Origin of the sequence: Burkholderia sp. IDO3, from assembly GCF_003366075.1 — a bacterium.
Classification (GTDB): Bacteria; Pseudomonadota; Gammaproteobacteria; order Burkholderiales; family Burkholderiaceae; genus Burkholderia; species Burkholderia anthina.
This window is the reverse complement of the sequence record NZ_CP028964.1, coordinates 576,771-599,974: the sequence shown is the minus strand read 5'-3', so window position 1 is coordinate 599,974 and position 23,204 is coordinate 576,771. Positions and strand designations below refer to the sequence as shown.

Annotated in this window: 24 protein-coding genes; 5 read left to right on the top strand and 19 right to left on the bottom strand. The window is 66.6% G+C overall.

Going from position 1 to position 23,204, the window contains the following annotated elements:
• Window positions 1–114 precede the first annotated feature (114 nt).
• Window positions 115–1,056 (bottom strand): LysR substrate-binding domain-containing protein, encoded by a 942-nt coding sequence (locus DCN14_RS34395; RefSeq protein ID WP_096506974.1) that lies wholly within the window; start codon window positions 1,054–1,056, stop codon window positions 115–117.
• Window positions 1,057–1,259: 203 nt separating this feature from the next.
• On the opposite strand from DCN14_RS34395, the gene DCN14_RS34390 reads away from it, so the two are divergent.
• Together DCN14_RS34390 and DCN14_RS34385 are read left to right on the top strand one after the other, a co-directional pair.
• Window positions 1,260–2,087, top strand: a complete 828-nt coding sequence (locus DCN14_RS34390) for an alpha/beta hydrolase (RefSeq protein WP_096506975.1) — start codon at window positions 1,260–1,262, stop codon at window positions 2,085–2,087.
• A 3-nt stretch (window positions 2,088–2,090) separates the two neighbouring features.
• Entirely contained in the window at window positions 2,091–2,864 is a 774-nt protein-coding gene (locus tag DCN14_RS34385) for a short-chain dehydrogenase/reductase (RefSeq protein ID WP_096506976.1), read from the top strand.
• A 42-nt stretch (window positions 2,865–2,906) separates the two neighbouring features.
• Here the strand turns inward: DCN14_RS34385 and DCN14_RS34380 are convergent, their stop codons facing one another.
• The 12 genes from DCN14_RS34380 to DCN14_RS34325 all read right to left on the bottom strand — a co-directional run bounded on the left by DCN14_RS34380 (window position 2,907) and on the right by DCN14_RS34325 (window position 14,815).
• Window positions 2,907–3,188 carry a hypothetical protein gene (locus DCN14_RS34380; RefSeq protein WP_096506977.1) on the bottom strand — a complete coding sequence of 94 codons (282 nt, stop codon included), beginning with the start codon at window positions 3,186–3,188 and terminating at the stop codon, window positions 2,907–2,909.
• A gap of 1 nt (window position 3,189) precedes the next feature.
• Entirely contained in the window at window positions 3,190–4,134 is a 945-nt protein-coding gene (locus tag DCN14_RS34375; RefSeq protein WP_096506978.1) for an FAD-binding protein, read from the bottom strand.
• A 16-nt stretch (window positions 4,135–4,150) separates the two neighbouring features.
• Window positions 4,151–4,900, bottom strand: coding sequence for an electron transfer flavoprotein subunit beta/FixA family protein (locus DCN14_RS34370; protein WP_096506979.1), 750 nt, complete (start codon window positions 4,898–4,900; stop codon window positions 4,151–4,153).
• Between the two features lie 53 nt (window positions 4,901–4,953).
• Window positions 4,954–6,117 carry a porin gene (locus DCN14_RS34365; protein WP_096506980.1) on the bottom strand — a complete coding sequence of 388 codons (1,164 nt, stop codon included), beginning with the start codon at window positions 6,115–6,117 and terminating at the stop codon, window positions 4,954–4,956.
• Window positions 6,118–6,260: 143 nt separating this feature from the next.
• Window positions 6,261–7,097: a transporter substrate-binding domain-containing protein gene (locus tag DCN14_RS34360; protein WP_096506981.1), complete on the bottom strand. Its 837-nt coding sequence runs from the start codon at window positions 7,095–7,097 to the stop codon at window positions 6,261–6,263.
• Between the two features lie 67 nt (window positions 7,098–7,164).
• Window positions 7,165–7,827: an amino acid ABC transporter permease gene (locus DCN14_RS34355; RefSeq protein WP_096506982.1), complete on the bottom strand. Its 663-nt coding sequence runs from the start codon at window positions 7,825–7,827 to the stop codon at window positions 7,165–7,167.
• On the bottom strand, window positions 7,824–8,465 hold the full coding sequence (locus DCN14_RS34350; RefSeq protein WP_096506983.1) for an amino acid ABC transporter permease: 642 nt from the start codon (window positions 8,463–8,465) through the stop codon (window positions 7,824–7,826). Before DCN14_RS34350 ends, DCN14_RS34355 begins: the two co-directional genes overlap by 4 nt.
• On the bottom strand, window positions 8,466–9,281 hold the full coding sequence (locus DCN14_RS34345; protein ID WP_096506984.1) for an amino acid ABC transporter ATP-binding protein: 816 nt from the start codon (window positions 9,279–9,281) through the stop codon (window positions 8,466–8,468).
• Window positions 9,282–9,543: 262 nt separating this feature from the next.
• Entirely contained in the window at window positions 9,544–10,080 is a 537-nt protein-coding gene (locus DCN14_RS34340; protein ID WP_162826278.1) for a MarR family transcriptional regulator, read from the bottom strand.
• 19 nt (window positions 10,081–10,099) lie between these two features.
• Window positions 10,100–11,110 carry a hypothetical protein gene (locus DCN14_RS34335; RefSeq protein WP_162826277.1) on the bottom strand — a complete coding sequence of 337 codons (1,011 nt, stop codon included), beginning with the start codon at window positions 11,108–11,110 and terminating at the stop codon, window positions 10,100–10,102.
• A 97-nt stretch (window positions 11,111–11,207) separates the two neighbouring features.
• Window positions 11,208–12,476, bottom strand: coding sequence for a Xaa-Pro peptidase family protein (locus DCN14_RS34330; RefSeq protein ID WP_096506987.1), 1,269 nt, complete (start codon window positions 12,474–12,476; stop codon window positions 11,208–11,210).
• A 302-nt stretch (window positions 12,477–12,778) separates the two neighbouring features.
• Complete coding sequence (locus DCN14_RS34325) at window positions 12,779–14,815, bottom strand: NADH:flavin oxidoreductase (RefSeq protein ID WP_096506988.1); 2,037 nt, start codon at window positions 14,813–14,815, stop codon at window positions 12,779–12,781.
• Window positions 14,816–15,075: 260 nt separating this feature from the next.
• On the opposite strand from DCN14_RS34325, the gene DCN14_RS34320 reads away from it, so the two are divergent.
• From DCN14_RS34320 to gfa, 3 genes are all read left to right on the top strand, one after another.
• Complete coding sequence (locus DCN14_RS34320; protein WP_096506989.1) at window positions 15,076–15,705, top strand: TetR/AcrR family transcriptional regulator; 630 nt, start codon at window positions 15,076–15,078, stop codon at window positions 15,703–15,705.
• 311 nt (window positions 15,706–16,016) lie between these two features.
• Complete coding sequence (locus DCN14_RS38200) at window positions 16,017–16,190, top strand: hypothetical protein (RefSeq protein ID WP_162826276.1); 174 nt, start codon at window positions 16,017–16,019, stop codon at window positions 16,188–16,190.
• A 106-nt stretch (window positions 16,191–16,296) separates the two neighbouring features.
• Complete coding sequence (gene gfa / locus DCN14_RS34310; RefSeq protein WP_096506990.1) at window positions 16,297–16,872, top strand: S-(hydroxymethyl)glutathione synthase; 576 nt, start codon at window positions 16,297–16,299, stop codon at window positions 16,870–16,872.
• 96 nt (window positions 16,873–16,968) lie between these two features.
• On the opposite strand, the gene DCN14_RS34305 is transcribed toward gfa, so the two are convergent.
• The 6 genes from DCN14_RS34305 to DCN14_RS34280 are packed head-to-tail and all read right to left on the bottom strand — an operon-like array spanning window position 16,969 to window position 23,139.
• Window positions 16,969–18,456, bottom strand: coding sequence for a M81 family metallopeptidase (locus DCN14_RS34305; protein ID WP_096506991.1), 1,488 nt, complete (start codon window positions 18,454–18,456; stop codon window positions 16,969–16,971).
• Entirely contained in the window at window positions 18,453–19,742 is a 1,290-nt protein-coding gene (locus DCN14_RS34300) for a Zn-dependent hydrolase (RefSeq protein ID WP_096506992.1), read from the bottom strand. Before DCN14_RS34300 ends, DCN14_RS34305 begins: the two co-directional genes overlap by 4 nt.
• A gap of 34 nt (window positions 19,743–19,776) precedes the next feature.
• Window positions 19,777–20,478: an ABC transporter ATP-binding protein gene (locus DCN14_RS34295; protein ID WP_096506993.1), complete on the bottom strand. Its 702-nt coding sequence runs from the start codon at window positions 20,476–20,478 to the stop codon at window positions 19,777–19,779.
• Window positions 20,475–21,242: an ABC transporter ATP-binding protein gene (locus DCN14_RS34290; RefSeq protein WP_096506994.1), complete on the bottom strand. Its 768-nt coding sequence runs from the start codon at window positions 21,240–21,242 to the stop codon at window positions 20,475–20,477. Before DCN14_RS34290 ends, DCN14_RS34295 begins: the two co-directional genes overlap by 4 nt.
• Window positions 21,239–22,282: a branched-chain amino acid ABC transporter permease gene (locus DCN14_RS34285; RefSeq protein ID WP_096506995.1), complete on the bottom strand. Its 1,044-nt coding sequence runs from the start codon at window positions 22,280–22,282 to the stop codon at window positions 21,239–21,241. The genes DCN14_RS34290 and DCN14_RS34285 overlap by 4 nt, the downstream gene beginning before the upstream one ends.
• Window positions 22,279–23,139 (bottom strand): branched-chain amino acid ABC transporter permease, encoded by an 861-nt coding sequence (locus tag DCN14_RS34280; protein ID WP_096506996.1) that lies wholly within the window; start codon window positions 23,137–23,139, stop codon window positions 22,279–22,281. The genes DCN14_RS34285 and DCN14_RS34280 overlap by 4 nt, the downstream gene beginning before the upstream one ends.
• Window positions 23,140–23,204 lie beyond the last annotated feature (65 nt).

Sequence of the window (23,204 nt, the reverse complement as noted above, 5' to 3'; positions counted from 1 at the left end):
CGTGCGCCGCAATCCATCACGGACAGATCGATTGTATGAACCCGATCAATACGCAAACAAATATGGAATACCGATGGATCGATAAGACTGGCTTATCGCCTTGGCGTTAACACGTCAATCATGAGAGACCAGTCTGGCATGCTCCCATCGTTTCGACCGGATCAAGGCCTGAATGATGTCGAGCATGCAGTCGCGCACCACCTCCGCCGCGCGGCTCAATGGCACGGAGTCGGAGATGCACACCGAAAGCTCGCGCGACAGGGCGCGATCCGACACACGCAGTGCGCGGATTCTGCCCTGCCGTACCTCATCGGCCACGGCCGACCAGGGCAGCACGCCCCAGCCCAGCCCGGAAGAAACCAGTCGAACCACCATATCCAGCGAGCTCACCTGGCTCACTATCCTGTATTCCAGATGCGCTTCGAGGAATGCCGCCTCGACGCGCTGGCGGATCGTATTGGGGAAACCCGGCAGGAACAGCGGCTGCGCGGCCAGTTCTTTCGCCGTGACGGATTTCCTCGTTCTCGCATCGGTCCGCGCTTCGCTCGGCGGCGCGATCGCGAATAACGCTTCGCGCAGGACCGGATGAATGGCGAGCCCTCGGCGGCGCGGCACGTCGACGCCGAGCGCGACGTCGAGCTTGCTGTCGATTACCAGATCGACGAGTTCGGCGCTCGGCCGTTCGATGATCTCCGTCATGATCGCCGACCGGCTGGTCAACTCCTTCACCAGTGGCGTGACGACGAGCTTGCCGGCACTGCCCGGAATGCCGATCACGACATGCCCGCTGGGCTGGTCGACCTCGCTTGAGATGGCCTGTCGCGCGTCCTCCAGTTGCTTGAGCAGCGACTTCGCATAGCGATAAAGCGTTTCCCCTGCCGGGGTGGTGCGAACCCCGTAGACGCCGCGATCGAAGAGCCGGGCATCGAGTTCGCCCTCGAGATTGGCAATCTGCTGGCTCAGCGCCGGCTGGGCGACGTGGAGCGTCTCCGCGGCGCGCGTCATGTTACCCAGCTCGGCAATGCGTGCGAAATATTGCAGTTGCTTGAAATCCATCCCGTCCTCTCACGCTCATGGCAAAGGCTCGCGGCCGATCGATCGGCGATCGTCGAGAAATAACCAAACACGATAGACCCATAACAATCCCATATTTTTACCTTATCGATAATAGACCTACACTCGTGCCTTGTGGAACGCGCGTAGCGAATCCGGACGAGCCTGCGCCGCGCCCCTCTTTCCTGCACGAAAATGGAGCAGACATGCCCACTGCATCATCCAACGGGATCAATCTTTTCTATGAAGTGACCGGGCAGGGCCCGGCCATCGTGTTCTTGCACGAGTTCGCGGGAGATCACCGAAACTGGGCGCATCAGGTACGCTCGCTGTCGCAGCGATTTCGCTGCATTACGTTCAATGCGCGCGGCTACCCGCCGTCCGACGTTCCAGACGATATCGAGTCTTACAGCCACCTTCATGCGGTAGCCGATATCGCGAGCGTACTAAAGGCCGCAGGCGTGTCGAATGCTCATATCGTCGGCCTGTCGATGGGCGCGTATGCGGCACTGTGTTTTGCCATTGCGCATCCGGAGATGACGCGGTCCATCGTGGTTGCCGCGGCCGGGCATGGCTCGGACGCCCCTGAACAGTTCCGCGAGGCAAGCGAGGCGCTGGCCACGCGCATCCTGGCCCACGGGTTGGAAGCCGGCGCAGCCGACTATCTGAACGGCCCGACAAGGCGCAAGCTCAAGGAGAAGGATCCGCGGGGCTTCGACGAATTCCTCCGTCAGTTTGCCCAACATTCCGCAATAGGCACGGCGCTGACCGCAAGGGGATGTCAGATGCGCCGCCCTACGCTCTACGAACTTGAAGCGCCGCTGCGCGAATTGAATGTGCCGGCCCTGATTGTCGCGGGAGACGACGACGAACCCTGCCTTGCTCCGTCGCTCTTCCTGAAGCGCACGATCCCGAACGCGCGGCTATGGATCCTGCCCGACACGAGCCACGCGATCAATCTCGAAGCGCCCGATGCGTTCAATCGCGCGGTGCTCGATTTCATCAACGATGTCGAACGACAGATAGAAGGATGAACCATGGATCTCGAGTTGAGCGGTAAGCACGTGCTGATCACCGGCGCGACACGCGGTATAGGGTTTGCTTGCGCCGACGCGTTTGCGCGCGAAGGCAGTCGAGTCGTCGTGGTGGGACAAAAGCAGGATGGCGTGGACAATGCCGTCGCGCGCCTGAAGACGCTTCACGGCGCCGACGTAGAGGGCGTGGTAGCGGATATCGCGAGCGACGAAGGCCGCGAACGGTTGCAGCAGCGGCTCGAATCGGTGGATGTCCTGGTCAACAACGCGGGCGCCATTCCCGGCGGCGGGCTGGAAAACATCGACGACACCCAATGGCGAAGCGCGTGGGAATTGAAGGTATTCGGCTATATCAACCTGACGCGGGCCGTGCTGCCGTCGATGATGGCGCGCGGATCCGGTGTGGTGCTCAACGTCGTCGGTATCGCCGGCGTCATGCCGAACTATGACTATCTATGCGGCTCGGCAGGCAACGCGGCGCTCGTGGCTTTCACGCGGGCGGTGGGAGCACACGCGACACGGCGTGGCGTGCGTGTGCTGGGTGTCAATCCGGGCCCGACGGAAACCGAGCGGCTGATTTCGCTATCGCAAACGCGCGCCGCGCAACGGTTTGGCGATGCATCGAAATGGCACGACATGCTGGCGAATCTCCCGTTCGGCCGTGCCGCGAAACCGCAGGAAATTGCCGACCTGGTGACATTTCTCGCCTCGGCACGCGCATCGTACCTGAGCGGCGTCGTGATCGATGCGGACGGCGGCGGGCGATACGCCGCGTGAAATCGGGCCAGTCGAGCGACTGGATCGGAGAAACCTGGCGCCTCACCCGGCCGCGCCGTGCCCTTCCCGTCTCTCCACCGCCGCCTTGGCGGCGCGAATCGCGCTGTCGAAGCTCGGCTCGGTTGCCACGTGCCGGTTGTCGACGCTGACGAACCATCGGTCTGTCGCGTGACACCAGCGAACCCGGCGATCGTCCATCAACGAAGAAAACCAGCGCCATACGGCAGCGTCGTCGGAATTGGCGACGATCGCTGCCTGCCTGCGCACGTCCCGCAAGTCGCCCGGCGCGCTCGCGAATCGGGATGACCGGTAGTGGGCTGCCATGCTACAGCGCGGCCACGATTCCGGGCAGCTCGACGAACAGATCGCCGACGAGACCGTAATCGGCCACGCTGAAGATCGGTGCTTCCGGATCCTTGTTGATCACGACGATCACCTTCGAATCCTTCATGCCGGCCAGGTGCTGAATCGCACCGGAGATGCCGACCGCGATGTACAGCTGCGGTGCGACGATCTTGCCGGTCTGGCCGACCTGATAGTCGTTCGGTACGTAGCCTGCGTCGACTGCGGCACGTGACGCGCCGAGTGCTGCCTGGAGCTTGTCCGCCAGCGGCTCCAGGACCTTCGTGTAGTTTTCGCCGCTACCCAGACCACGGCCGCCCGACACGATGATCTTTGCGCTGGTGAGTTCGGGGCGATCGAGCTTCGTCACTTCACGGCTCACGAACTGCGACTTGCCTGCGTCCGCTGCCGCTTCGATCTTCTCGACCGATGCGCTGCCGCCTTCCGCCGCAACCGGATCGAAACCCGTCGCACGCACCGTGATCACCTTGATCGGATCGCTCGACTGAACCGTCGCGATCGCGTTGCCCGCGTAGATCGGACGCTCGAACGTGTCGGCCGACACAACCGCCGTGATCTCGGAGATCTGCGCGACGTCCAGCTTCGCGGCGATACGCGGCGCGATGTTCTTGCCGCAGGCCGTTGCCGGTACAACGATGTGCGAGTAGTTTTCCGCGATGGTCAGCACCGTCGCCTCGACGTTCTCGGCAAGACCGCCCGCGAGCTGTGGCGCATCGGCCAGCAGCACCTTGCCGACACCTGAAATCTTCGCTGCCGCATCGGCCGCCGCTTGCGCGTTGTGGCCCGCCACCAGCACGTGGATGTCGCCGCCGACGAATTTGCCCACTTCGGCCGCCGCTGCCACCGCGTTCAGCGTCGCGGCCTTGATCGACGCGTTGCCGTGTTCTGCAATCACCAGAATCGTCATTTCTTTCCGCTCCCTCTTACAGCACCTTGGCTTCGGTCTTCAGCTTCTCGACCAGCGTCTTCACGTCCGGCACCTTCACGCCGGCCGCCCGCTTCGGCGGCTCGACCACCTTCAGCGTCTTCAGACGCGGCGCGACGTCCACGCTCAGGTCTTCCGGCTTCACCGTTTCCAGCGGCTTCTTCTTCGCCTTCATGATGTTCGGCAGCGTCACGTAGCGCGGCTCGTTCAGGCGCAGGTCGGTGGTCACGACCGCGGGCAGTTGAAGCGACAGCGTTTCCGCACCGCCGTCGACTTCGCGTGCAACGGTTGCCTTACCGTCGGCGATCGTCACCTTCGACGCGAACGTCGCTTGCGGCAGGCCAGCCAGCGCGGCCAGCATCTGGCCCGTCTGGTTCGAATCGTCGTCGATCGCCTGCTTGCCGAGGATCACCAGCTGCGGCTGCTCCTTGTCGACCAGCGCCTTCAGGATCTTCGCGACGGCCAGCGGCTCGACGCTGTCGTTCGACTCGACCAGGATCGCGCGATCCGCGCCGATCGCCAGCGCCGTGCGCAGCGTTTCCTGCGCTTGCGCGACACCGACCGACACCGCGATCACTTCCGTCGCCACGCCCGCGTCCTTCAGGCGCACGGCTTCTTCCACCGCGATCTCGTCGAACGGATTCATCGACATCTTCACGTTCGCGATGTCCACACCCGTGTTGTCCGACTTCACCCGGACCTTCACGTTGTAATCGACCACTCTTTTCACTGGAACCAGAATCCTCATCGCATATCCGCCAGAAATGAAGGGGCCGGCGCCTGCCGCCCGCCCCACAAGGTTTAGAACAGGTGATACATCCCGATCCGCAACGCGATCTGATGATTGTTGCTCGACGCATTGCCGACCACGCCGTCGAAGATCGCGGCCTGCGTCGCCGCACCGCCCGCACGCTGGTAGACGCCCATCGCATACACCGACGTGCGCTTCGACAGTGCGTACGTCGTCGTCAGGCCGGCCTGATGGTAGATCGGCGCGGCATCCGAGTAACCGACATGCCCGTGCGTATACGTATAGGCGCCGCCGACCGACCACGCGGCGGTGAGCGCATAGCGCACCCACGCTTCGTAGTTGTCGAAGCGCACCGTCGACGTCGTGCCGTTCGCGCGCTCGAAGCGCGTATCGGTGAAGTCGAGCCCGACCGTCGCATGACCGAACGCATAGCTGGCCGCCGCGCCCACCACCTGCTCGTTGGCCGGATTGCCGACATAGCTGAACGGCCCGGATGCACCGATCACCGGGCCCGTCGTGTTGGACACGAAATCGCCGTCCGTGAACAGCAGCGCCGGATTCTTCGCATACAGATAGGCGGCCGCGACATTGAACGACGCCACCGAATAGCTCGCGCCGACGCTCCACATGCCGGTCGTGCCGCGCCCGGGAGCCGTCGAATTCGTGAACGAGTACATGCCGCCGAACGTCAGGCCGCCGAGGCTCGGGCTCGCATACTTGATCGAATTGTCGACGCGAAACGAGTTGTCGGTGTTGTCGATGTCGCCCGCATGCACGAACGGGCCGCCGAACTGGCCCGGCGCGGTCAACGGCTGCAGATAGTCGACGATCGAATCGTACTGGCGACCGAACGTCACCGTGCCCAATCGCGTATCCGACAAGCCGACGTACGCCTGCCGGCCGAACAGGCGGCCGCCCTGTCGCATTTGCCCGTTTTCCGCGCTGAACCCCGATTCCAGCTTGAAGATCGCCGACAGGCCGCCGCCGAGATCCTCGCTGCCCTTCAAGCCCCAACGGCTTCCGTAGATGCCGTCATAGGTGCCGTCCTGCATGTGCCACAGCGACTTGCCGCCGCTGTTGTTCGTGTAGTCGATGCCTTCGTCGATCACGCCGTACAGCGTGACGGTCGACTGCGCGTGCGCGGCGATCGGACAAACGACGCAGGCCGACGTAACGGTCAGCCAGACGGACAGTCTTCGCATACTCTTGTTCATTTGGTCTCCTGATTGATAACAATGAACCGGCCCGATGCCATGAACGGGGGGCGATTCAAACGTGAATGGCGTTTCACCCGGGGCGGGCGCATCGCCTGCCGCCCTGGCTCCGGCCGCCGCGCGGGCGGCTCAGCCGGCTGTCGTCACTGAATGATCCGCGGCGCGCCCACATCGGCGGCCGATGCCGACAGGCCGTAGGTCTTGAGGATCCGGGCGATCTCCCCCGACTGGCGCATCACGTCGATATTGGCGCCGAGCGCCGTGCCGAGCGCGGCGTTCGTCTTCGTGAACAGCAGCGCCGTCTGCCCCGGTTCGAGCGACGCGGGCACGCGCGGATCGGGCTTCACGAGCATGATCTTCATCGACGCATAGCCGCCCTTCGCCTGGTTGTATTTCGACACCGCATAGCTGTCGGTGCCGACGTCGATCCGGCCCGCGGCCAGATCCTGCGCCATCGCGACCGGGTTCGGGTAGACGACCAGCGAACTGCCGAGCAGCTTCTGCAGATCGCCGGTCCACAGATAGCCCTGCACCGTGCCGACGCGCTTGCCGACGATGCTCGCGACGGTGTCGACGCCCTGCTTCGAGATCACCGCCATCTGGTCGAGATACATCGGATCGCTCAGGCCGAGCACCTTCGCGCGGTCGGCCGTGCGATACCAGTCGCCGAGGCCGATGTCGGCGCGACGCGACACGACGGACTGCACGACGGCGGCCGGATCGATGACGGACACCGCAATCTTCAGGCATTCGCGCGCGGCGATCTGCTTGACGATCTCGCCGTCGACGCCCTTGATGTCGCTCGTGCCAGCCGGAATCGAATACGGCGGGAAATCCCACACGGCGACCGACAACGTGCCGGGCCGGATCGTCTCGAACTGGTGCGCGGGCTTGCAGGACTGCGCGTGGGCGGCGGCGCCGAAGCCCGTGAGACACAGGCCGACGAGCGCGAACGAAAGGCGACGCTTGGTTGATGTCATGAGAATGTCCCCGAAAGAGCGTGGCTGTTAAGAAAACGGAAAGAAAGGATCGGACGGCATCGTCGGCTTAGCGAACCGCATGCCGCCCCAGACGGCGCTCGAGCGCGGAGACGGCGAACGTCGCCGGCACGCAGATCAGCGCGAACATCAGGCCGGCGAGCAGCAGCACGGGCATGTATTCGAACGTCGACGAACCGATGCTCGATGCGCGGCTGACGAGTTCCGGCAGCGCGATCGTGAAGCACAGCGACGTGGCCTGCAGCATCATGATCGAGAAGCCGAGCAAGGCCGGCAGCGCGACGCGCAGGCCTTGCGGCACGATCACGAAGCGCAGCGCGTCGACCGCATTGAGCCCGATCACCGCAGCCGCCTCCTTCTGTCCGTGCGGCACCGCATCGAAGCCGGCACGAATGATCTCGCTCGTATAGGCGCCGGTGCAGCACGCGAGCGCCACCACGGCGGACAGGAACGACGACAACGTCAGCCCCGCATTCGGCAACCCGAAGTAGAAGAACTGCAGCAGGATCAGCGCCGGCGCGCCGCGGCCGATCTCGACGAACACGATGGCCGCAACGCGGATCGCCTTCGGCTTCATCGACACGCACAGCGCGAGCACGAGGCCGAGCGGAATGCCGATCGCGAGGCTCAGCGCGGTGACTTCGAGCGACAGACGGTAGCCGCCGAGCAGGTCGGGCAGCCAGGATTGCCAGAGATCGATCATGGAGCTCATCGCGACACCCGCGAACGAAGGTGAAGGTCGGCCCAGCGCGACAGCCATGCGACCGGGATGCTGAGGGCGATATACAGCAGCGCGGCGGCCGCGTAGACGCCCAGCCCGCGAAACGTCTGCTGCGACACGTGGTACGCCTGGAACGCCAGTTCGTTCACGCCGATCGTCGACGCGACCGCGGAGTCCTTCAACAGGCCGATCAGGTAAGTCGCCGCGGTGGGCAGCGCGATACGCATCATCTGCGGGAAAATCACGTCGCGAAACTGCTGCGTGCGCGTGAGATTCAGCACTTTCGCCGCTTCGTACTGCCCCGGATGAATCGCCGTCAGCGCACCGCGATAGACCTCCGACAAATTGGCCGCGGTCACGAGGCCGAGGCCGAGCGCGGCCGCCGTGAACGGGTTGAGCGGCAGCAGGTCGTTGCCGATCCCGAAGAACACGAAGAACAGCCAGACGATCGGCGGCACCGACCGGCACCCGACGACGAACGCCGTCGCGAGCGCGCGCACGATCGGGTTCCGGGCGCTGCGCAGCGCGCAAAGCGGCATCCCGAGCACCGCGCCGATCGCGAAAACCGTCAGCGTCAGCGCGATCGTCCACGGCACGCCGGCGAGAATGGCGGAAAGATGGTCGATCATTCAGCGGTCCCTCACGGCGTTCAGGAATTTCGCCGCGCGCTCGGTGCTCGGGTGGCGCATCACGGCCTCGCTCGGCCCCGCTTCGAGGATCCGTCCGTCGGCCATGATGATCACGCGGTCCGACACGCTCTCCGCGAAATGCATCTCGTGCGTGACGACGATCATCGTCATCCCGGATTGCGCGAGCTCGTTCATCACCGCGAGCACTTCGAGGCCGAGCTCCGGATCGAGCGCCGACGTCGGCTCGTCGAACAGCATGATTTCCGGTTCGAGCGCGAGCGCCCGGGCAATCGCGATGCGCTGCTGCTGGCCGCCGGAACAGCGCACCGGATACTGGCCGGCCTTGTTCGCGAGACCGACCCGTTCGAGCAGTTCCATCGAGCGCCGGTCGGCGTCCGCGCGGTTGCGGCCCATCGTGCGCTCCTGCGCGAGGCTGACGTTGCGCAGCACGCTCAGGTGCGGGAACAGGTTGAACGACTGGAACACCATCCCGATCCGGCGGCGCAGCGTCACGAGCTCGCGTCGCGGCGGCGTATGGTTCGCCTCGATCGTCACGTCGCCGATCGTCACGCGGCCTTCGGTCGGCGGTTCGAGCTGGTTGATGCAGCGAAGCAGCGTGCTCTTGCCGGACCCGCTCGGGCCGATGATCGCGATCACCTCGCCCGCATTCATCGAGAAGCTGACGTCCTGCAGCACGCGATGCGCGCCGAAGGTCTTCCCGACGCCTTCGACGCACAGGATCGGCTGCATGCCGGGACGGCCGGCCTGCATCGCGCCGGGTTCGGTTTGCAGGGGAGGTGCGACAATGCTGTTCATGGAAGCTTCTCCGTCAATGGCTTTCAACGCAACTCTCCGGATCGATCGACCGTCGTCGCGCCGGAAAGGGGCGCGCTTTCGATCCGGGATACGCCTTTCATTTATTCAGTACAACGACATGAATCGCTGAACGATATTGAATGCGTCCAATATTCAAGCCTCAAGCGATCGTTTTTCATCATGTCTTGCGCGACACGCATCAACTCGATCGCCCGCCCGCACGCGTGCGGGCTACGGCGGCGCGACCGCGCTCACCTCGTGCTCACCATCCGCGCCGCGCGCCCATCAGTTTGTTCAGGATGCGATCGAGCATCGCGCGTTCGTCCGCGTCGAGCGCGCTCAGCATCAGCGCCTGCCGGTCGAGCGAGACGGGCAGCACGCGTTCGTACAGCCGGCGGCCGCTTTCGTTCAGCGCGAGGCGAATCTCCCGCCGGTCGTCCTCGTTCGTCTTGCGACGGATCATCCGGCGTTCCGCGAGCCGGTTCACCGCGCGGCTGATGCTGTTCTTCGGCCGCCCCGTCACTTCGCAGATCTGTTTCGCCGTCATCGCGCCGACGGTCGACAGGCAGGCCAGCACGTTGAACTCGTCGCGGCTGACGTCGAACGCCTGGATCATCTCGGCGAACACCGGCTCGGTGTAGCAGTTCGACCATAGCGTGAGCCGCCATGCATCGTTCAGCGGGCCGTTCGTGACGATCGCGTCGAACACCGCGTCGCTGCCCGTCGCGTCGTCGTACGCTTCGTGGTCGTCGTGCTCGTCGTGGTCGTGAGGTTCGGACTCGAGATCGGATTCCTTCATCGCAAGCGGCTCCATCGGGTCAGTGATCGGACGGCATGCGGCCGTCGTCCGGCGTCGCGCACCGGCGGCTCAGCCAGTCGGCGAACATCAGGTCCAGATGACCGCCGCCGCCGTTCTTGAACAGCGTGATGTCCGCATCGTGCCGGCGCCCCGCCGCGCGGCCGCCGCACAGGTCGAACAGGTCGCCCTCGATGTCGGCCGCGTCGATCACGCCCGCATCGAGCGGCTGGCGAATGTCGCCGCAGTGCTCGGTCACGAGCGCGCGATGATCGACGTAGATGCGCGAGCGCAGCAGCGCCGCGTCGTTCGCTTCGCGCATCGACGGCGTGTAGCCGCCGACCAGATCCACGTGGCAGCCGTCGCGCAGCCATGCACCGTCGAGCACCGGCGACGTCGACGACGTCACGCACACGACGAGGTCGGCCTCGCGAACGCTGCGCTCGAGATACGCGACGGCCCGCACGTCCGCATTGGGCGCGTCGCCGGCCGCGTGGTCGGCGAGCCGCGCCGCACGCTCGTACGTGCGGTTCCACACGTCGATCCGGCGCAGCGTCGGAAATTCGGCGGCCATCACGCGCAGATGCGTCTGCGCCTGCGCGCCCGCGCCGATGATCGTCAGCGTCTGCGGCGCGCGCCGTGCGAGCAGACGTGCGCCGAGCGCCGAGTCGGCCGCCGTCTTGTAACGGCTGAACGCGTTGCCGACGATGATCGAACGGAACCGGCCGTCCTCGGGATCGCTCAGCAGCACCACCGCATGCCACGTGTCGGCCGAATCGTTCGTGCGCCGGCCGTTGTCCGGCGAGATCGACACGACTTTCGTGCCGGTCGCGCCGTCGGGCGCGCCGCCGAGCCAGATCAGCATCTCGCCGTTCTCGCGCGCATCGCGCGGCACGCTCGCATGCAGGCGCGCAAGCGGCGCATACGCCTGGCGATGCGCGGCTTCCAGCGCATCGACCATGTGCGCGGGCGGCATGCGGCTCAAGACGGCATCGGCGGAAATCAGTTGCGGCAACGGACTGGATTCGGTCATCGGAAACGGGCTTGCCCTGTCAAAACATGTGACGTCGAAACCGGCGGCGGACGACGCGGCCGGGCGCATGGCCGGCACCTGGCCGGCCGGGTCCTGCTCACGCATCGCGGTCCGCGATCAGCGGTACGGCCGACAGCGGGATCGCGCCGGTCGACGTGATCAGCACCTGTTCCTCGAGCTTCACGCCTTCGGCGCCGCCCTGCACGCCGATGTAGCTTTCGACCGACACGACCATGTTTTCCTGGAACGTGCCGTCATACCCCCACGCGTCGAAATCGACCGCATACGCGACGCTCGGATATTCGTCGACCAGCCCGACGCCGTGCAGCATCATCATGTAGCGGTTGTGGACGTAGCGCTCCGGCACGGGCCAGCAGCGCTCCGCGAACTCGCGGAACGTGACGCCCGCACGCAGCAGCCCGACGTTGTGCAGGATCTGGTCTTCCGCATAGCCGAGCAGATCGCGCTGGCGCGCCGACACGCCGCGGCCCGGACACACGAAACTGCGCGAAATGTCGGACAGGTAGCCGCCGGGCCCGACCATGTCGGTGTCGAAGCACACCATGTCGCCCGGCTCGATCACGCGGTTCGACGCATCGCGGAACCACGGATTGGTGCGCGGGCCCGACGACAGCAGCCGGCTTTCCGCCCATTCGCCGCCGTGCGCGATGTTCGTCTCGTGAAAGACGCTCCACAACTGGTTCTCGGTGATGCCCGGGCGCAGCGCCTCGCGCATGCGCGCGACGCCGAGATCGCACACGCCCATCGACACGCGATGCTGCGCGATTTCCTCCGGGCCTTTCACGACGCGCGCCTGTTCGGTCAGCGGTTGCGCGTCGAACAGGCTGACGCCGAGCCGCGTCAGCCGTTCGGCGCCCCACGGGTCGCAGCGGTCGACGGCGAGCCGCATGTTGCCGCCGCCGTGCGCATGCAGCAGATCGGCGATCTCGTGCGCCCACGCATCGGCCTTCTCCTCGACGCGCGGCCCGGCCAGGAAATAGATCCACGGCGTGGCGGGCCGGATCTCGTCGATGGATTCGATGTGTTCGCTGTTGTGCTTGCTGCTCGTGAAATCGAACAGCACGAGCGGGCCGTCGGTCGCGATGAACACGTAGCGGCTCGGCGAATGCATGACCCACAGGCCGAGATTGTTCGTGTCCGTCGCATAGCGGATGTTCAGCGGATCGGCGAGCAGCATCCCCGCGTAATCGTGCTTGCGCAGTTGTTCCCGCAGCCGTTCGACACGGTACGCGCGCAGCGCGCGGCGATCGATCGCATCGAATGCGTCGAGCAGCGCGCGATCGACCGGCGCGACGCGGTGGCCCCGCACCAATGCGTCGTCCCGGTACGCGGGAGCGTCGGGCATGCCTGACAGCGACGAAACAGCGCGGGGAAATTGCGGGGCAGTATTCACGATCACGACGGCTCCCTTCTGACTGGAGTGTGAGCGCCCGGGATGGAGCGCGGATCCGACGCATTGCCTGTGTCGACGCAGATTAGTCCCGCGTGGAACCAACTGTCAATGCGCTAAAAATGTGTTTACCCTTGCTTCGCGAACGGCCCGCGAAGGGTCGGCGGAATGCAGGCGGGCACCCGCGCGTTCGCGCGGAAGCCGCCCCGTTACGGCCATTCAGACGCGGGGCCGGCGACGCGCGCCGGCCCGCCGCTTTACAGATCCTTGACGAGCCGCAGCGCGTCGTAGATCGCCGCATGCGTGTTGCGCGCGGACACCGCGTCGCCGATCCGGAACAACTGGAAGCGTCCCGCCGGGTTGCGGTTCTCGACCTGCGGCTTGCCGTCGATCAGGTCGTCGTAGTTCACCGCGCCGAGGTTCGTCGACTGCGGCTTCAGCGCGAAGTACAGCTCGTCCATCGGGATCGTGCCGTGATTGACGACGATCTGGTCGTAGCGGCGCTCGTTGCGGATGCCGCCGTAATCGCTGCCGACGATCGCGACCAGTTCGTCGCCTTCGCGCCGCACGGCCTCGAGCCGGTACGTGACCGTAAACGTCGTGTCGAGCTTCTGCAGCGAACGCATGTACGGCACCAGATTCATGCTCATCACTTCGGGCGAGAACGCGCGGTCGGGCGTCATGATCTCGACCGCACCGCCCGCGTGCGCGATGGTTTCCGCTGCCTGCAGCGCCGGATGATCGCCCGCGTCGTCGTAGATCAGCACGTTGCGGCCCGGCTTCACGTCGCCGGAAATGATGTCCCACGCGGACACCACGTGCTCGCCGCCCGAGGTCAGCACGTCGACGTCCGGCATGCCGCCCGTCGCGACGATCACGACGTCGGGCCGTTCGTCGAGCACGGTCGACGCGTCCGCCCACGTGTTGAACGCGAAGCGCACGCCGAGCCGCTCGCATTGCGCCATCCGCCAGTCGACGATGCCGAGCATCTCCTTGCGACGCGGCGTCTGCGCCGTCAGGCGCACTTGCCCGCCCGGATGGCCGGTCGCCTCGAATACGACCACCTCGTGCCCGCGCTCGCCCGCCACGCGCGCCGCTTCGAGCCCGGCAGGCCCCGCGCCGACGATGACGACCTTGCGCTTCGCCGGCGCGGGCGGGATCACGTGCGGCATCGTCGTCTCGCGGCCGGTGGCCGCGTTGTGGATGCAGAACGCGGCGCCGCCCTGATAGATCCGGTCGAGGCAGTAATTCGCGCCGACGCACGGGCGAATGTCGTCTTCGCGGCGCTCGACGATCTTGCGCACGATATGCGGATCGGTCATGTGCGCGCGCGTCATGCCGATCATGTCGACCTTGCCCGACGCGATCGCATGGCGCGCGGTCGGCACGTCCTGGATGCGCGTCGCGTGAAAGGTCGGAAACTCGGTGATGCCGCGTATCTCGCCCGCGAAATCGAGGTGCGGCGCACTCTTCATCCCCATGATCGGGATGATGTCCGTCAGGCCCGCGTCGGTTTCGAGATGCCCGCGAATCACGTTCAGGAAGTCGATCAGGCCGCTCGATTTCATCGCGAGCGACAACTGGACACCCTCTTCCTTCGTCAGCCCGCCCGCGATCATTTCGTCGGCGGTATAGCGGATTCCGACGACGAATTCGTCGCCGACGCGCTCGCGGATCGCGCGCAGCACGTCGAACGTGAAGCGCATCCGGTTTTCGAGCGGGCCGCCGTACGGCGCGTCGAGCGTGTTCGTCAGCGGCGACCAGAACTGGTCCATCAGGTGTCCGTAAGCTTCCAGCTCGATCCCGTCGAGGCCGGCCGCCTTCATCCGCTCCGCCGCGTCCGCATAGTCGCGCACGATGCGTTCGATGTCCCACTCCTCCATCTTCTTCGGAAACGCGCGGTGCGCCGGTTCGCGGGCGTGCGACGGCGACACCGCCGGCAGCCAGTCGCCTTTGTCCCAGCGCGTGCGGCGGCCGAGATGCGTGAGCTGGATCATCACCTTCGCGCCGTGCTCGTGACACTCGTCGACGAGATCCTTCATCCACGGCACCACTTCGTCGCGGTACGCGAGGATGTTGTTGAACACCGGCGGGCTGTCCTTCGAGATCGCCGCCGAGCCGGCCGTCATCGTCAGCGCGATGCCTGCCTTCGCGCGCTCGACGTGGTACGCGCGGTAGCGCGCCTTCGGCATCCCGTCCTCCGCATAAGCCGGCTCGTGCGACGTCGTCATGATGCGATTGCGAAACGTCAGATGTTTGAGGGTGTACGGCTGGAGCAGTGGATCGTTCGACATGGAATGCCTCGTGAAAGGAACGGGAGCGTGGTTCGTGACTGCCTGACATGAACACCAGTTGCGACTCAGGTTAGAATCGCTGTACATATGTGTCAAGTTGACAAAACAAATATGTACATTGAGTTCGGGAAACTCCCTACGACGGGTGTCGCAGGAGGTTTTGAACGGATGGGCGAGTCGCCGCGGCGGTGGGCTGCGGCACAATGCGGGTTGCGATGTGCGCAACCGATCGACGACTGGAACGAGAGGACGTTTGCCTGATGGAAGAACCGATTGCAGCCGAGAACCTTCGCGGCTCGGCAGACACGTGGCTGGACGCCGCAACGGAAAGCCTGCTCGAAAGCGGCATCGAGTCCGTGCGGATCCTGCCGCTCGCGAAGAAGCTGAATCTGTCGCGTACGAGCTTCTACTGGTTCTTCAAGGACCGCGAGGAATTGCTCGCCACCCTGCTCGCGCGCTGGAAGGGAAAAAACACCTCCAACTGGGTCGCGCGCACGGAAGCGTATGCGGACTCGATCTCGGAGGCCGTGCTGAACGTGTTCGACTGCTGGTTCGACGACACGATCTTCGACAACCGCTACGAAGCCGCGATCCGCAGCTGGGGGCAGCAGGCGCCCGAGATCGCAACCGAGCTGGCCGACGCGGATACGAAACGGATCGCGGCGCTGACCGCGATGTTCGAGCGCTTCGACTACGCGCCGGTCGCCGCGCAGGTGCGCGCCCGCACGATGTATCTGACCCAGCTCGGCTACGTGTCGATGAAGACGACGGAGCCGATGAACGAGCGCATGGCGCGCATCGCCACCTACGCGGAAGTGTTCACCGGCAAGCTGCCGACCGACCGCGAGATGCAGCGGTTCTTCGCGCGCCGCACGCCGGCGGCCGTCTAGCGAAACGGCCGGGGCCGGGGCCAGGCCGCCGGGGCGGTTTCCCGGCGGCGCGCTCGTCCCCCGCTTGCCCACGACCCGGCCCGACGGGCCGGGCTCGCGAACGTCTCCATCGGAATCGAAACCTGCGCGACGCGCCCGGGCCGGCGCGCCGCGCGCGGGCGACCTGTGCCGGCGTCGTTCGCATCGCACGCGTTCGCGTTCGTGCCTGCCGCGACCCGATCATGTCCGGCATCGGGGAATCGCCGGGTATACTCCCCTCCAGTATCTGGCATATACTCCCCCCCAGTTTATGAAGCAGTGCGAGATCCGGCATGTCCGCGGAGAAGAAAACCGCGCTTCGGCGCGCGCAGGTCGATAATCGAAGCACGACGCGTGCGCGCCGGTTCGCCCTCCCCGACGCCGATTCGGTACGACATTTGCTGACGTCGAAAGCCGCCCGCAGCCGCCGGATGGCCGAGGCAGGATCCAGCCTGCGCCGTGCGTGAAATACGAAGTCGCTCTCCTGCTTCAATGCAACATGCGATCCGCTGCACGAAGGGAAGTCGATCCGAACCGTCGTTCACTACCGAAGCACCGAAAAGGAGCATGACCATGTCCGTCGCCATTCATCCCACTGTCGATCGCGGTATTCAGAAAGGGGCCGATTCGTTCGCGGGCGGTACGCTGCGCTGCCTGTGCACGCAGGATCCGATCGAGGTTCGCGTCGACGCCCAGGTCGCCTTCAATCACGCGTGCGGTTGCACGAAGTGCTGGAAGCCGGCTGGTGCGCTGTTTTCCGTCGTCGGCGTCGTGCCGCGCGACAAGCTTGCCGTGACCGCGCACGAAGAGAAGCTGCGCGTCGTCGACGACAAGGCGCTGATCCAGCGCCACGCCTGCTCCGCCTGCGGCACCCACCTGTTCGGGCGGATCGAAAATTCGGAGCATGCGTTTTACGGGCTGGATTTCATCCATACCGAACTGTCGCCGGACGCCGGCTGGGACGGCCCCGGCTTCGCCGCCTTCGTGTCGTCGATCATCGAGAGCGGCACGCCGCCGTCGTCGATGGCGGACGTGCGCGATACGCTGCGCGATAAAGGGCTCGAGCCCTACGATTGCCTGAGCCCGGCGTTGATGGATGCGCTGGCCACGCATACGGCCAAGGCCAAAGGCACGTACCGGGAAGCCTGAGTCCATCGACACGGCCGGTGCGCGGCGGCGATGCACCGAATCAAAACCGGGGGTTCGAGGACGGCACGACCACGTCCCCCCGGAACCGCCGCCCCTTCACCGCCCGTGCCACCCCGCACCGGCATCGAGCGGAAACACCGGCCTCGCGAGGCGCGCATAGTCGAACTGCCCGAAATCGGAGCCCGTCACGCCGCGGCTGTCGCATTCGACCAGTGCCGCCGCGATCGGCACGAACACCGGCCGGCAATACATCCGCGACTTCAGCAACAGGAAGCGCGCGCGGCGCGGATCGACGCCGACGCTCTCGAATACGCCGAGATCCCACGGCTCCTGCGTACGCTCGGTGACGACCAGCGTCGCCACCCCGATATCGAGCACGGCCGCGCGCCCCATGTACGCGCGCTGGCCCGTATAGGTCGGCCCGGTGATCACGTATTCGCCGTCGGTGATCGCGCGCACGATGCCCGTCGCGCGAAACGGCTCGCGACGCACCCCGCCGTGCGACGGCATCCGGTTGCCGACCGGCACCGTGACGGTCGCGCCGACGCCCGCGTCGATCAGCGCCGCGACCGCTTCCGGGTCGCACAACGGCCCGCTGACGATCCCGTCGAGCCCCTGCGCGAGCGCAGCCTCGAGCAGGTCCATCGTGTCGCACGGGCCGCCCGACATGCAGTTGTCGCCGTGGTCGAGCATCAGCACCGGACGATCCGCGCCGCGCGCCAGCGCCGCGGCCTGTGCGACCGATTCCGCGAGCGGCGCGCTGCGATACACGAATTCGTCGCGCGCGTCCCAGATCTGCCGGGCGATACGCTCGGCCACCGCGTCGGCCGCCGCGCGATCGCCGTCGGCGACCACGACGACGCTGATGCAGGGCGCCGGAATATCCGCGAGCGAGAAGCCGGGCAGCACCGACACCGCGAGCATGCCGTCGGCCTCGGCCGCGCGCGCGGCTTCCACCGCGCGCTGCATCGCGCCTGCGGCGCTCGCGCTGCGCAGCGTCGACGTCATCAACGGCGGCTGCCGCCACGCGAGCACGGGCCGCGCGCGGCCGTGCAGCCGGTCGAGCAGCAGGCGCGCCGCATGCTCGCCCGTCTCGTACATGTCGACGTGCGGATAGGTCTTGAAACTGACGATCACATCCGCGTGATCGATCATCTTCTGCGTGACGTTCGCGTGCAGGTCGAGTGCGACCGCGATCGGCGCGTCGGGCAGCACGGCGCGCACGCGCGCGAGCAGGTCGCCCTCGCCGTCCGCGCTCTGTTCGGCGACCATCGCGCCGTGCAGATCGAGCATCACCGCGTCGCAACCGGGCGCGGCCGCGACGATCGCGTCGCAGATCGCCGCATACGCGTCGGCCGCGACGGGTCCGCTCGGGTTCGCCGCCGCCGATACGGGCGTCACGATGTCGGCGCCCTCGCGCGCGGCCGCGTCGAGGAACGCGGCCATCGCGGTGCGCATGCCGTGGTTCGCGCGATACGCGTCGTCGCCCCAGTCGGGGCCGTTGCGGCCGAACGCGGCAAGCGGCGTCGGCACCGGCGAGAACGTGTTGGTCTCGTGGTTCATCCGGGCGATCAGGAGCTTCATCGCGCGCCCCCTTGCGCCATGCCTGCCGCGCCCAGCATCGCCTGCAGCAGCACGTTGCAGCCGGCTTCCAGATGCACCGGATCGGCATCCTCGATCTCGTTGTGGCTGATTCCGTCCTTGCACGGCACGAAGATCATCGCCGTCGGCGCCACGCGCGCGAGATACACGGCATCGTGGCCCGCGCCGCTGATCACGTTCATCGACGACAGCCCGAGCGCGCCCGCGCCGGCCCGTACCTGCTCGACCAGCGTCGCGTCGAACGGCTGCGGCGGGAAGTACACGACCGGCTCGACGTCGATCCGCATGCCGGCCGATGCGCCCAGGTCGCCGCACACCGCGCGCAGCTCGGCATCCATCGCGGTGAGCGTCGCATCGTCGGCCGCGCGCAGGTCGACGGTCAGCGTCACGCGGCCCGGAATCACGTTGCGCGAATTCGGGTGCACGTCGACCCAGCCGACCGTGCCGCGCCCGTGCGGCGGATGCGCGCGCGCGATGCCGTTCACCGCGCGCACCAGATCGGCCGCGACCAGCAGCGCGTCGCGCCGCAGTTCCATCGGCGTCGGGCCCGCATGCGCCTCCATCCCGTGAACGGTGACGTCGTACCAGCGCTGCCCGAGCGCCCCCTCGACCACGCCGATCGTCGTGTCGTGCGCCTCCAGCACCGGGCCCTGCTCGATATGCGCTTCGAAATACGCGCCGACCGGATGCGCGACACGCCCGTCGTCCGCGCTGCCCGCATAGCCGATCGCGGCCAGCGCATCGCGCACCGACACGCCGTCGCGGTCGCATTGCGCAAGCGCATGATCGAGCGTGAACGCGCCGGCGAACACGCCGGAGCCCATCATCACCGGCACGAAGCGCGAGCCTTCCTCGTTGGTCCAGACCGCGACCTCCAGCGGCGCACGCGTGCGCACGCCCGCATCGTCGAGCGTGCGCAGCACTTCGAGGCCGGCGAGCACGCCGTAGTTGCCGTCGAACTTGCCGCCGGTCGGCTGCGTGTCGATATGACTGCCGGTCGTCACGGGCGGCAGGTCATCGCGCTCGCCGGCACGCCGCGCGAAGATGTTGCCGATCGCGTCGACCCGCACCGTGCAGCCGATGTCCTTCGCCCATGCGACGAACAGGTTGCGCGCGTCGCGATCGAGTTCGGTGAGCGCGAGGCGGCACACGCCTCCCTTGTCGGTCGCGCCGATCCGCGCGAGACGCATCAGGCTGTCCCACAGCCGCGCGCCGTCGACGCGCAAGCCGGACGCCGCGACGCCCGGTGTCGAATCCTGAACTTGCATCGATGGAAATCCTCGCAATGAAAGGGCCCGGCGCTCACGCGACGCCGACGCCCAGGTAACGGTCCTTCACCTCGTGGTCGGCCACGAACGCCGCGTTGCTGCCTTCGTAGACGATCACGCCCTGTTCGATCACGAAGTGGCGATCCGCGAGCTGCGTGCACACTTCGAGGTTCTGCTCGACGAGCAGGATCGCGACGCCGGCCGCCTTGATCTGCTTCAGTTGCGCGACGATCTCCTCGACGATCACCGGCGCCAGCCCTTCGACGGGCTCGTCGAGCATCAGCAGCCGCGGGTGGTTCATCAGCGCGCGGCCGATCGCGAGCATCTGCTGCTCGCCGCCCGACAGCTGCGCTCCGCCGTTGCGGCGCCGCTCCTTCAGGCGCGGGAAGATCCGGTAGATGTCGTCGAGCTGCCACGGCGAATCGCGGCGCGCGCCGAGCCGCAGGTTTTCCTCGACCGACAGCAGCCGGAAAATCCCGCGATGCTCGGGCACGAAGCACAGCCCGCGCGCGGCGATCCGGTGCGCGGGCTGCCTGGACAGCGACCGGCCCGCGAACGTCACCGTGCCGCCGGTGGGCGCCACGACACCGGCGATGGTCTTGAGCGTCGTCGACTTGCCCGCGCCGTTGCGCCCCAGCAGCGTCACCGTCTCGCCCTCGTTCACGCTCAGCGAAATGCCCTGCAGCACGTGACTCTTGCCGTAGCACGCATGGACGTCCTTCACGTCGAGCATCATGCGCGGCCTCCCGTGATCATGTTGCCGAGATACGCGCTGCGCACGCGCTCGTCGCCGCGAATCGCGTCGGGTTTGCCTTCCACGAGGACGCGCCCCTGCTGCATCACCGTGATCGTGTCCGAGATGTCCATCACGATTCCCATGTTGTGTTCGATCAGCACGACCGTGTAGTCGTCGCGCAAGCCCCGGATCAGCGTCTTCATGTCGTCGAGGTCGTCGATGCCCATCCCCGACGTCGGTTCGTCGAGAAAGATCGCGCGCGGCCGCGCCGCCAGCGCCATCCCGACTTCGAGCCGGCGCTGCTGGCCGTGCGACAACACGCCGGCCGCGGTGCCGGCGAAGCGCTGCAGGCCGAGCCGCTCCAGCACGTCGTCCACGATGCCGTCGTGCGCGAGCGCGCCGCGCGGCAGCGTCCACGGGTTCAGCGCGCGCCGCGATTCGACGCCCTGCGCGGCCACCCGCAGGTTCTCGCGCACGCTCAGGTTCAGGAACAGGCTCGTCACCTGGAACGAGCGGGCGATGCCGCGCCGCACGCGCTTGTGATCGGGTTCGCGCGACACGTCGCGGCCGTCGAACAGGATCGAACCCGACGTGATGGGCAGCGTGCCCGTCAGCGTATGGAACAGCGTCGTCTTGCCCGCGCCGTTCGGGCCGATCACCGAATGCACGGTGCGCGGCATGATCCGCAGGTCGACGCCGCCCAGCGCCGTGAACTTGCCGTAGCGCTTGACGATGCCGCGCGCTTCGAGAATCGCTTCGCTCATTGCTGCTCCCTGGCCGTAGCCGCCATGCGATCGGTGCGCCGCAGCGACGCCACGACGCGTTCGCCGAGTCCCCACAATCCGCGCTGCATGAACAGGCTGACCACGATCAGCACGAGGCCGAGCAACAGCAGCCAGCGCGGCCACAGCGTCGACAGCCAGTCCGCGAACAGCACGTAGAACGCGGCGCCGAGCACCGATGCAAACAGGTTGCGCGTGCCGCCGATCACCGTCATCACGAGGATCATCTCGCTCGTGTGATAGTCGATGTTCGACAGCGGCGCGATGCCCGTCATCAACGCGTGCAGCGCACCGGCCAGGCCCGTGACCGCGCCCGAGATCACGAACGCCGCGAGCTTGAAGCGCTGCACGTCGTAGCCGGCCGCCGCCGCGCGCGCCTCGTTGTCGCGAATCGCGAGCAGCGTGCGGCCGAATATCGAGCGCGACACGCGCAGCAGCAGCCAGAACACCGCGACGAACAGCACCGCGACGAAACCGTAGTAGCGCCACGGCGAATCGATCGAAACGAGCGCATGCCCGAACGCGGACAACGCCGGGCGCGGGATGTCGAGCAGCCCGTTGTCGCCGCCCGTGACGTCCGGCGTCGTATACGCGAGAAAATAGAACAGCTGTCCGAACGCGAGCGTCAGCATCACGAAATAGGTGCCGCGCTGCCGGATCGAGAACCAGCCGACGAGCGCGGCGGCAACCGCGCCGAGCACGGCGGCCGCGACGAGCGCGACCGTCACCGATTCGACGCCGCGGGTCAGCACCAGCCCTGCCGCGTAACTGCCGAGCCCGAAGAAGATGCCTTGCCCGAACGACAGCAGCCCCGTAAACCCGAGCAGCAGGTTGCAGCCCAGCGCGGCGAGCGCGAACACCAGCACTTCGGTCGCGAGCGAGCCCGAGCTCAACACCAGCGGCAGCACGCACGCGGCGACCACCGCGAGCCAGCCTTCCGGGCGTTGCAGCGCGCAGCGCCACAGCGGCGCACGCGGCGCGGCTGCCGCGCCGGGCGACAGCGATTTCGACGAATCGATCATGCAGCCCTCCCCAGCAAACCGTTCGGACGCAGCAGCAGCACGGCTGCCATTGCCACGTAGATCATCAGCCGCGCGCCTTCCGGCCACAGCGTGCTCATCAGGCTCTGCACGATGCCGACCAGCAGCCCGCCCACCAGCGCCCCGAGAAAATTCCCCATCCCGCCGACCACGACCACGACGAACGCGACGCCGAGCGCCTCGATGCCCATGAACGGATCGACGCCGCGGATCGGCGCGGCGAGCACGCCGGCCAGCGCCGCCGTGGCCGCGCCGAGCGCGAACACGAGGCTGAACACGCGCGTCACGTTGATGCCGAGCAGCGACACCATCTCCGACGATTCGCTGCCCGCGCGCACCGTGCTGCCGAGCCGCGTGCCGTCGAGCAGCCACCACAGCAGCCCGGCCAGCACCGCCGTGAAGCCGATCACGAACAGCCGGTATTTCGGGTAGATGAAGCCGCCCCAGACGACCACGCCGTTCAGCGCGTCGGGCGGCGGCACGTTGTCGCCGAGCGGGCCCCACGCGAGGATCGCGCACTCCTGCAGCACGAGCGCGAGGCCGACCGTCGCCAGGATGTGGAATTCGTGCTGTTGCGCGTACACGTGACGCAGCACCAGCTTCTCGACGATCCATGCGAACGCGCCGACGACGAGCGGCACGACCGCGAGCGCGACCCAGAAATTCGCCGACCATTGCAGCGCCTGGTAGCAGAGGTACGCGCCGAGCAGATAGAACGCGCCGTGCGCGAAATTCACGAAGCGCAGCAGGCCGAACACGATCGACAGGCCGACGGCGAGCAGGAAGTACAGCATGCCCACGCCGATGCCGTTGACGATCTGCAGCAGATAGACGTTCATGGCTTCCGTGTCAGAAAGGAAGGAAATGGACGTCCGCGGCGCACCCCGCCCGCGGACGCGCGCAG

Coding starts and splice junctions, on each gene's coding strand:
- DCN14_RS34395 (WP_096506974.1), bottom strand. CDS start 1,056: ATGGATTTCAAGCAACTGCAATATTTCGCACGCATTGCCGAGCTGGGT.
- DCN14_RS34390 (WP_096506975.1), top strand. CDS start 1,260: ATGCCCACTGCATCATCCAACGGGATCAATCTTTTCTATGAAGTGACC.
- DCN14_RS34385 (WP_096506976.1), top strand. CDS start 2,091: ATGGATCTCGAGTTGAGCGGTAAGCACGTGCTGATCACCGGCGCGACA.
- DCN14_RS34380 (WP_096506977.1), bottom strand. CDS start 3,188: ATGGCAGCCCACTACCGGTCATCCCGATTCGCGAGCGCGCCGGGCGAC.
- DCN14_RS34375 (WP_096506978.1), bottom strand. CDS start 4,134: ATGACGATTCTGGTGATTGCAGAACACGGCAACGCGTCGATCAAGGCC.
- DCN14_RS34370 (WP_096506979.1), bottom strand. CDS start 4,900: ATGAGGATTCTGGTTCCAGTGAAAAGAGTGGTCGATTACAACGTGAAG.
- DCN14_RS34365 (WP_096506980.1), bottom strand. CDS start 6,117: ATGAACAAGAGTATGCGAAGACTGTCCGTCTGGCTGACCGTTACGTCG.
- DCN14_RS34360 (WP_096506981.1), bottom strand. CDS start 7,097: ATGACATCAACCAAGCGTCGCCTTTCGTTCGCGCTCGTCGGCCTGTGT.
- DCN14_RS34355 (WP_096506982.1), bottom strand. CDS start 7,827: ATGAGCTCCATGATCGATCTCTGGCAATCCTGGCTGCCCGACCTGCTC.
- DCN14_RS34350 (WP_096506983.1), bottom strand. CDS start 8,465: ATGATCGACCATCTTTCCGCCATTCTCGCCGGCGTGCCGTGGACGATC.
- DCN14_RS34345 (WP_096506984.1), bottom strand. CDS start 9,281: ATGAACAGCATTGTCGCACCTCCCCTGCAAACCGAACCCGGCGCGATG.
- DCN14_RS34340 (WP_162826278.1), bottom strand. CDS start 10,080: ATGAAGGAATCCGATCTCGAGTCCGAACCTCACGACCACGACGAGCAC.
- DCN14_RS34335 (WP_162826277.1), bottom strand. CDS start 11,110: ATGACCGAATCCAGTCCGTTGCCGCAACTGATTTCCGCCGATGCCGTC.
- DCN14_RS34330 (WP_096506987.1), bottom strand. CDS start 12,476: ATGCCCGACGCTCCCGCGTACCGGGACGACGCATTGGTGCGGGGCCAC.
- DCN14_RS34325 (WP_096506988.1), bottom strand. CDS start 14,815: ATGTCGAACGATCCACTGCTCCAGCCGTACACCCTCAAACATCTGACG.
- DCN14_RS34320 (WP_096506989.1), top strand. CDS start 15,076: ATGGAAGAACCGATTGCAGCCGAGAACCTTCGCGGCTCGGCAGACACG.
- DCN14_RS38200 (WP_162826276.1), top strand. CDS start 16,017: ATGTCCGCGGAGAAGAAAACCGCGCTTCGGCGCGCGCAGGTCGATAAT.
- gfa (WP_096506990.1), top strand. CDS start 16,297: ATGTCCGTCGCCATTCATCCCACTGTCGATCGCGGTATTCAGAAAGGG.
- DCN14_RS34305 (WP_096506991.1), bottom strand. CDS start 18,456: ATGAAGCTCCTGATCGCCCGGATGAACCACGAGACCAACACGTTCTCG.
- DCN14_RS34300 (WP_096506992.1), bottom strand. CDS start 19,742: ATGCAAGTTCAGGATTCGACACCGGGCGTCGCGGCGTCCGGCTTGCGC.
- DCN14_RS34295 (WP_096506993.1), bottom strand. CDS start 20,478: ATGATGCTCGACGTGAAGGACGTCCATGCGTGCTACGGCAAGAGTCAC.
- DCN14_RS34290 (WP_096506994.1), bottom strand. CDS start 21,242: ATGAGCGAAGCGATTCTCGAAGCGCGCGGCATCGTCAAGCGCTACGGC.
- DCN14_RS34285 (WP_096506995.1), bottom strand. CDS start 22,282: ATGATCGATTCGTCGAAATCGCTGTCGCCCGGCGCGGCAGCCGCGCCG.
- DCN14_RS34280 (WP_096506996.1), bottom strand. CDS start 23,139: ATGAACGTCTATCTGCTGCAGATCGTCAACGGCATCGGCGTGGGCATG.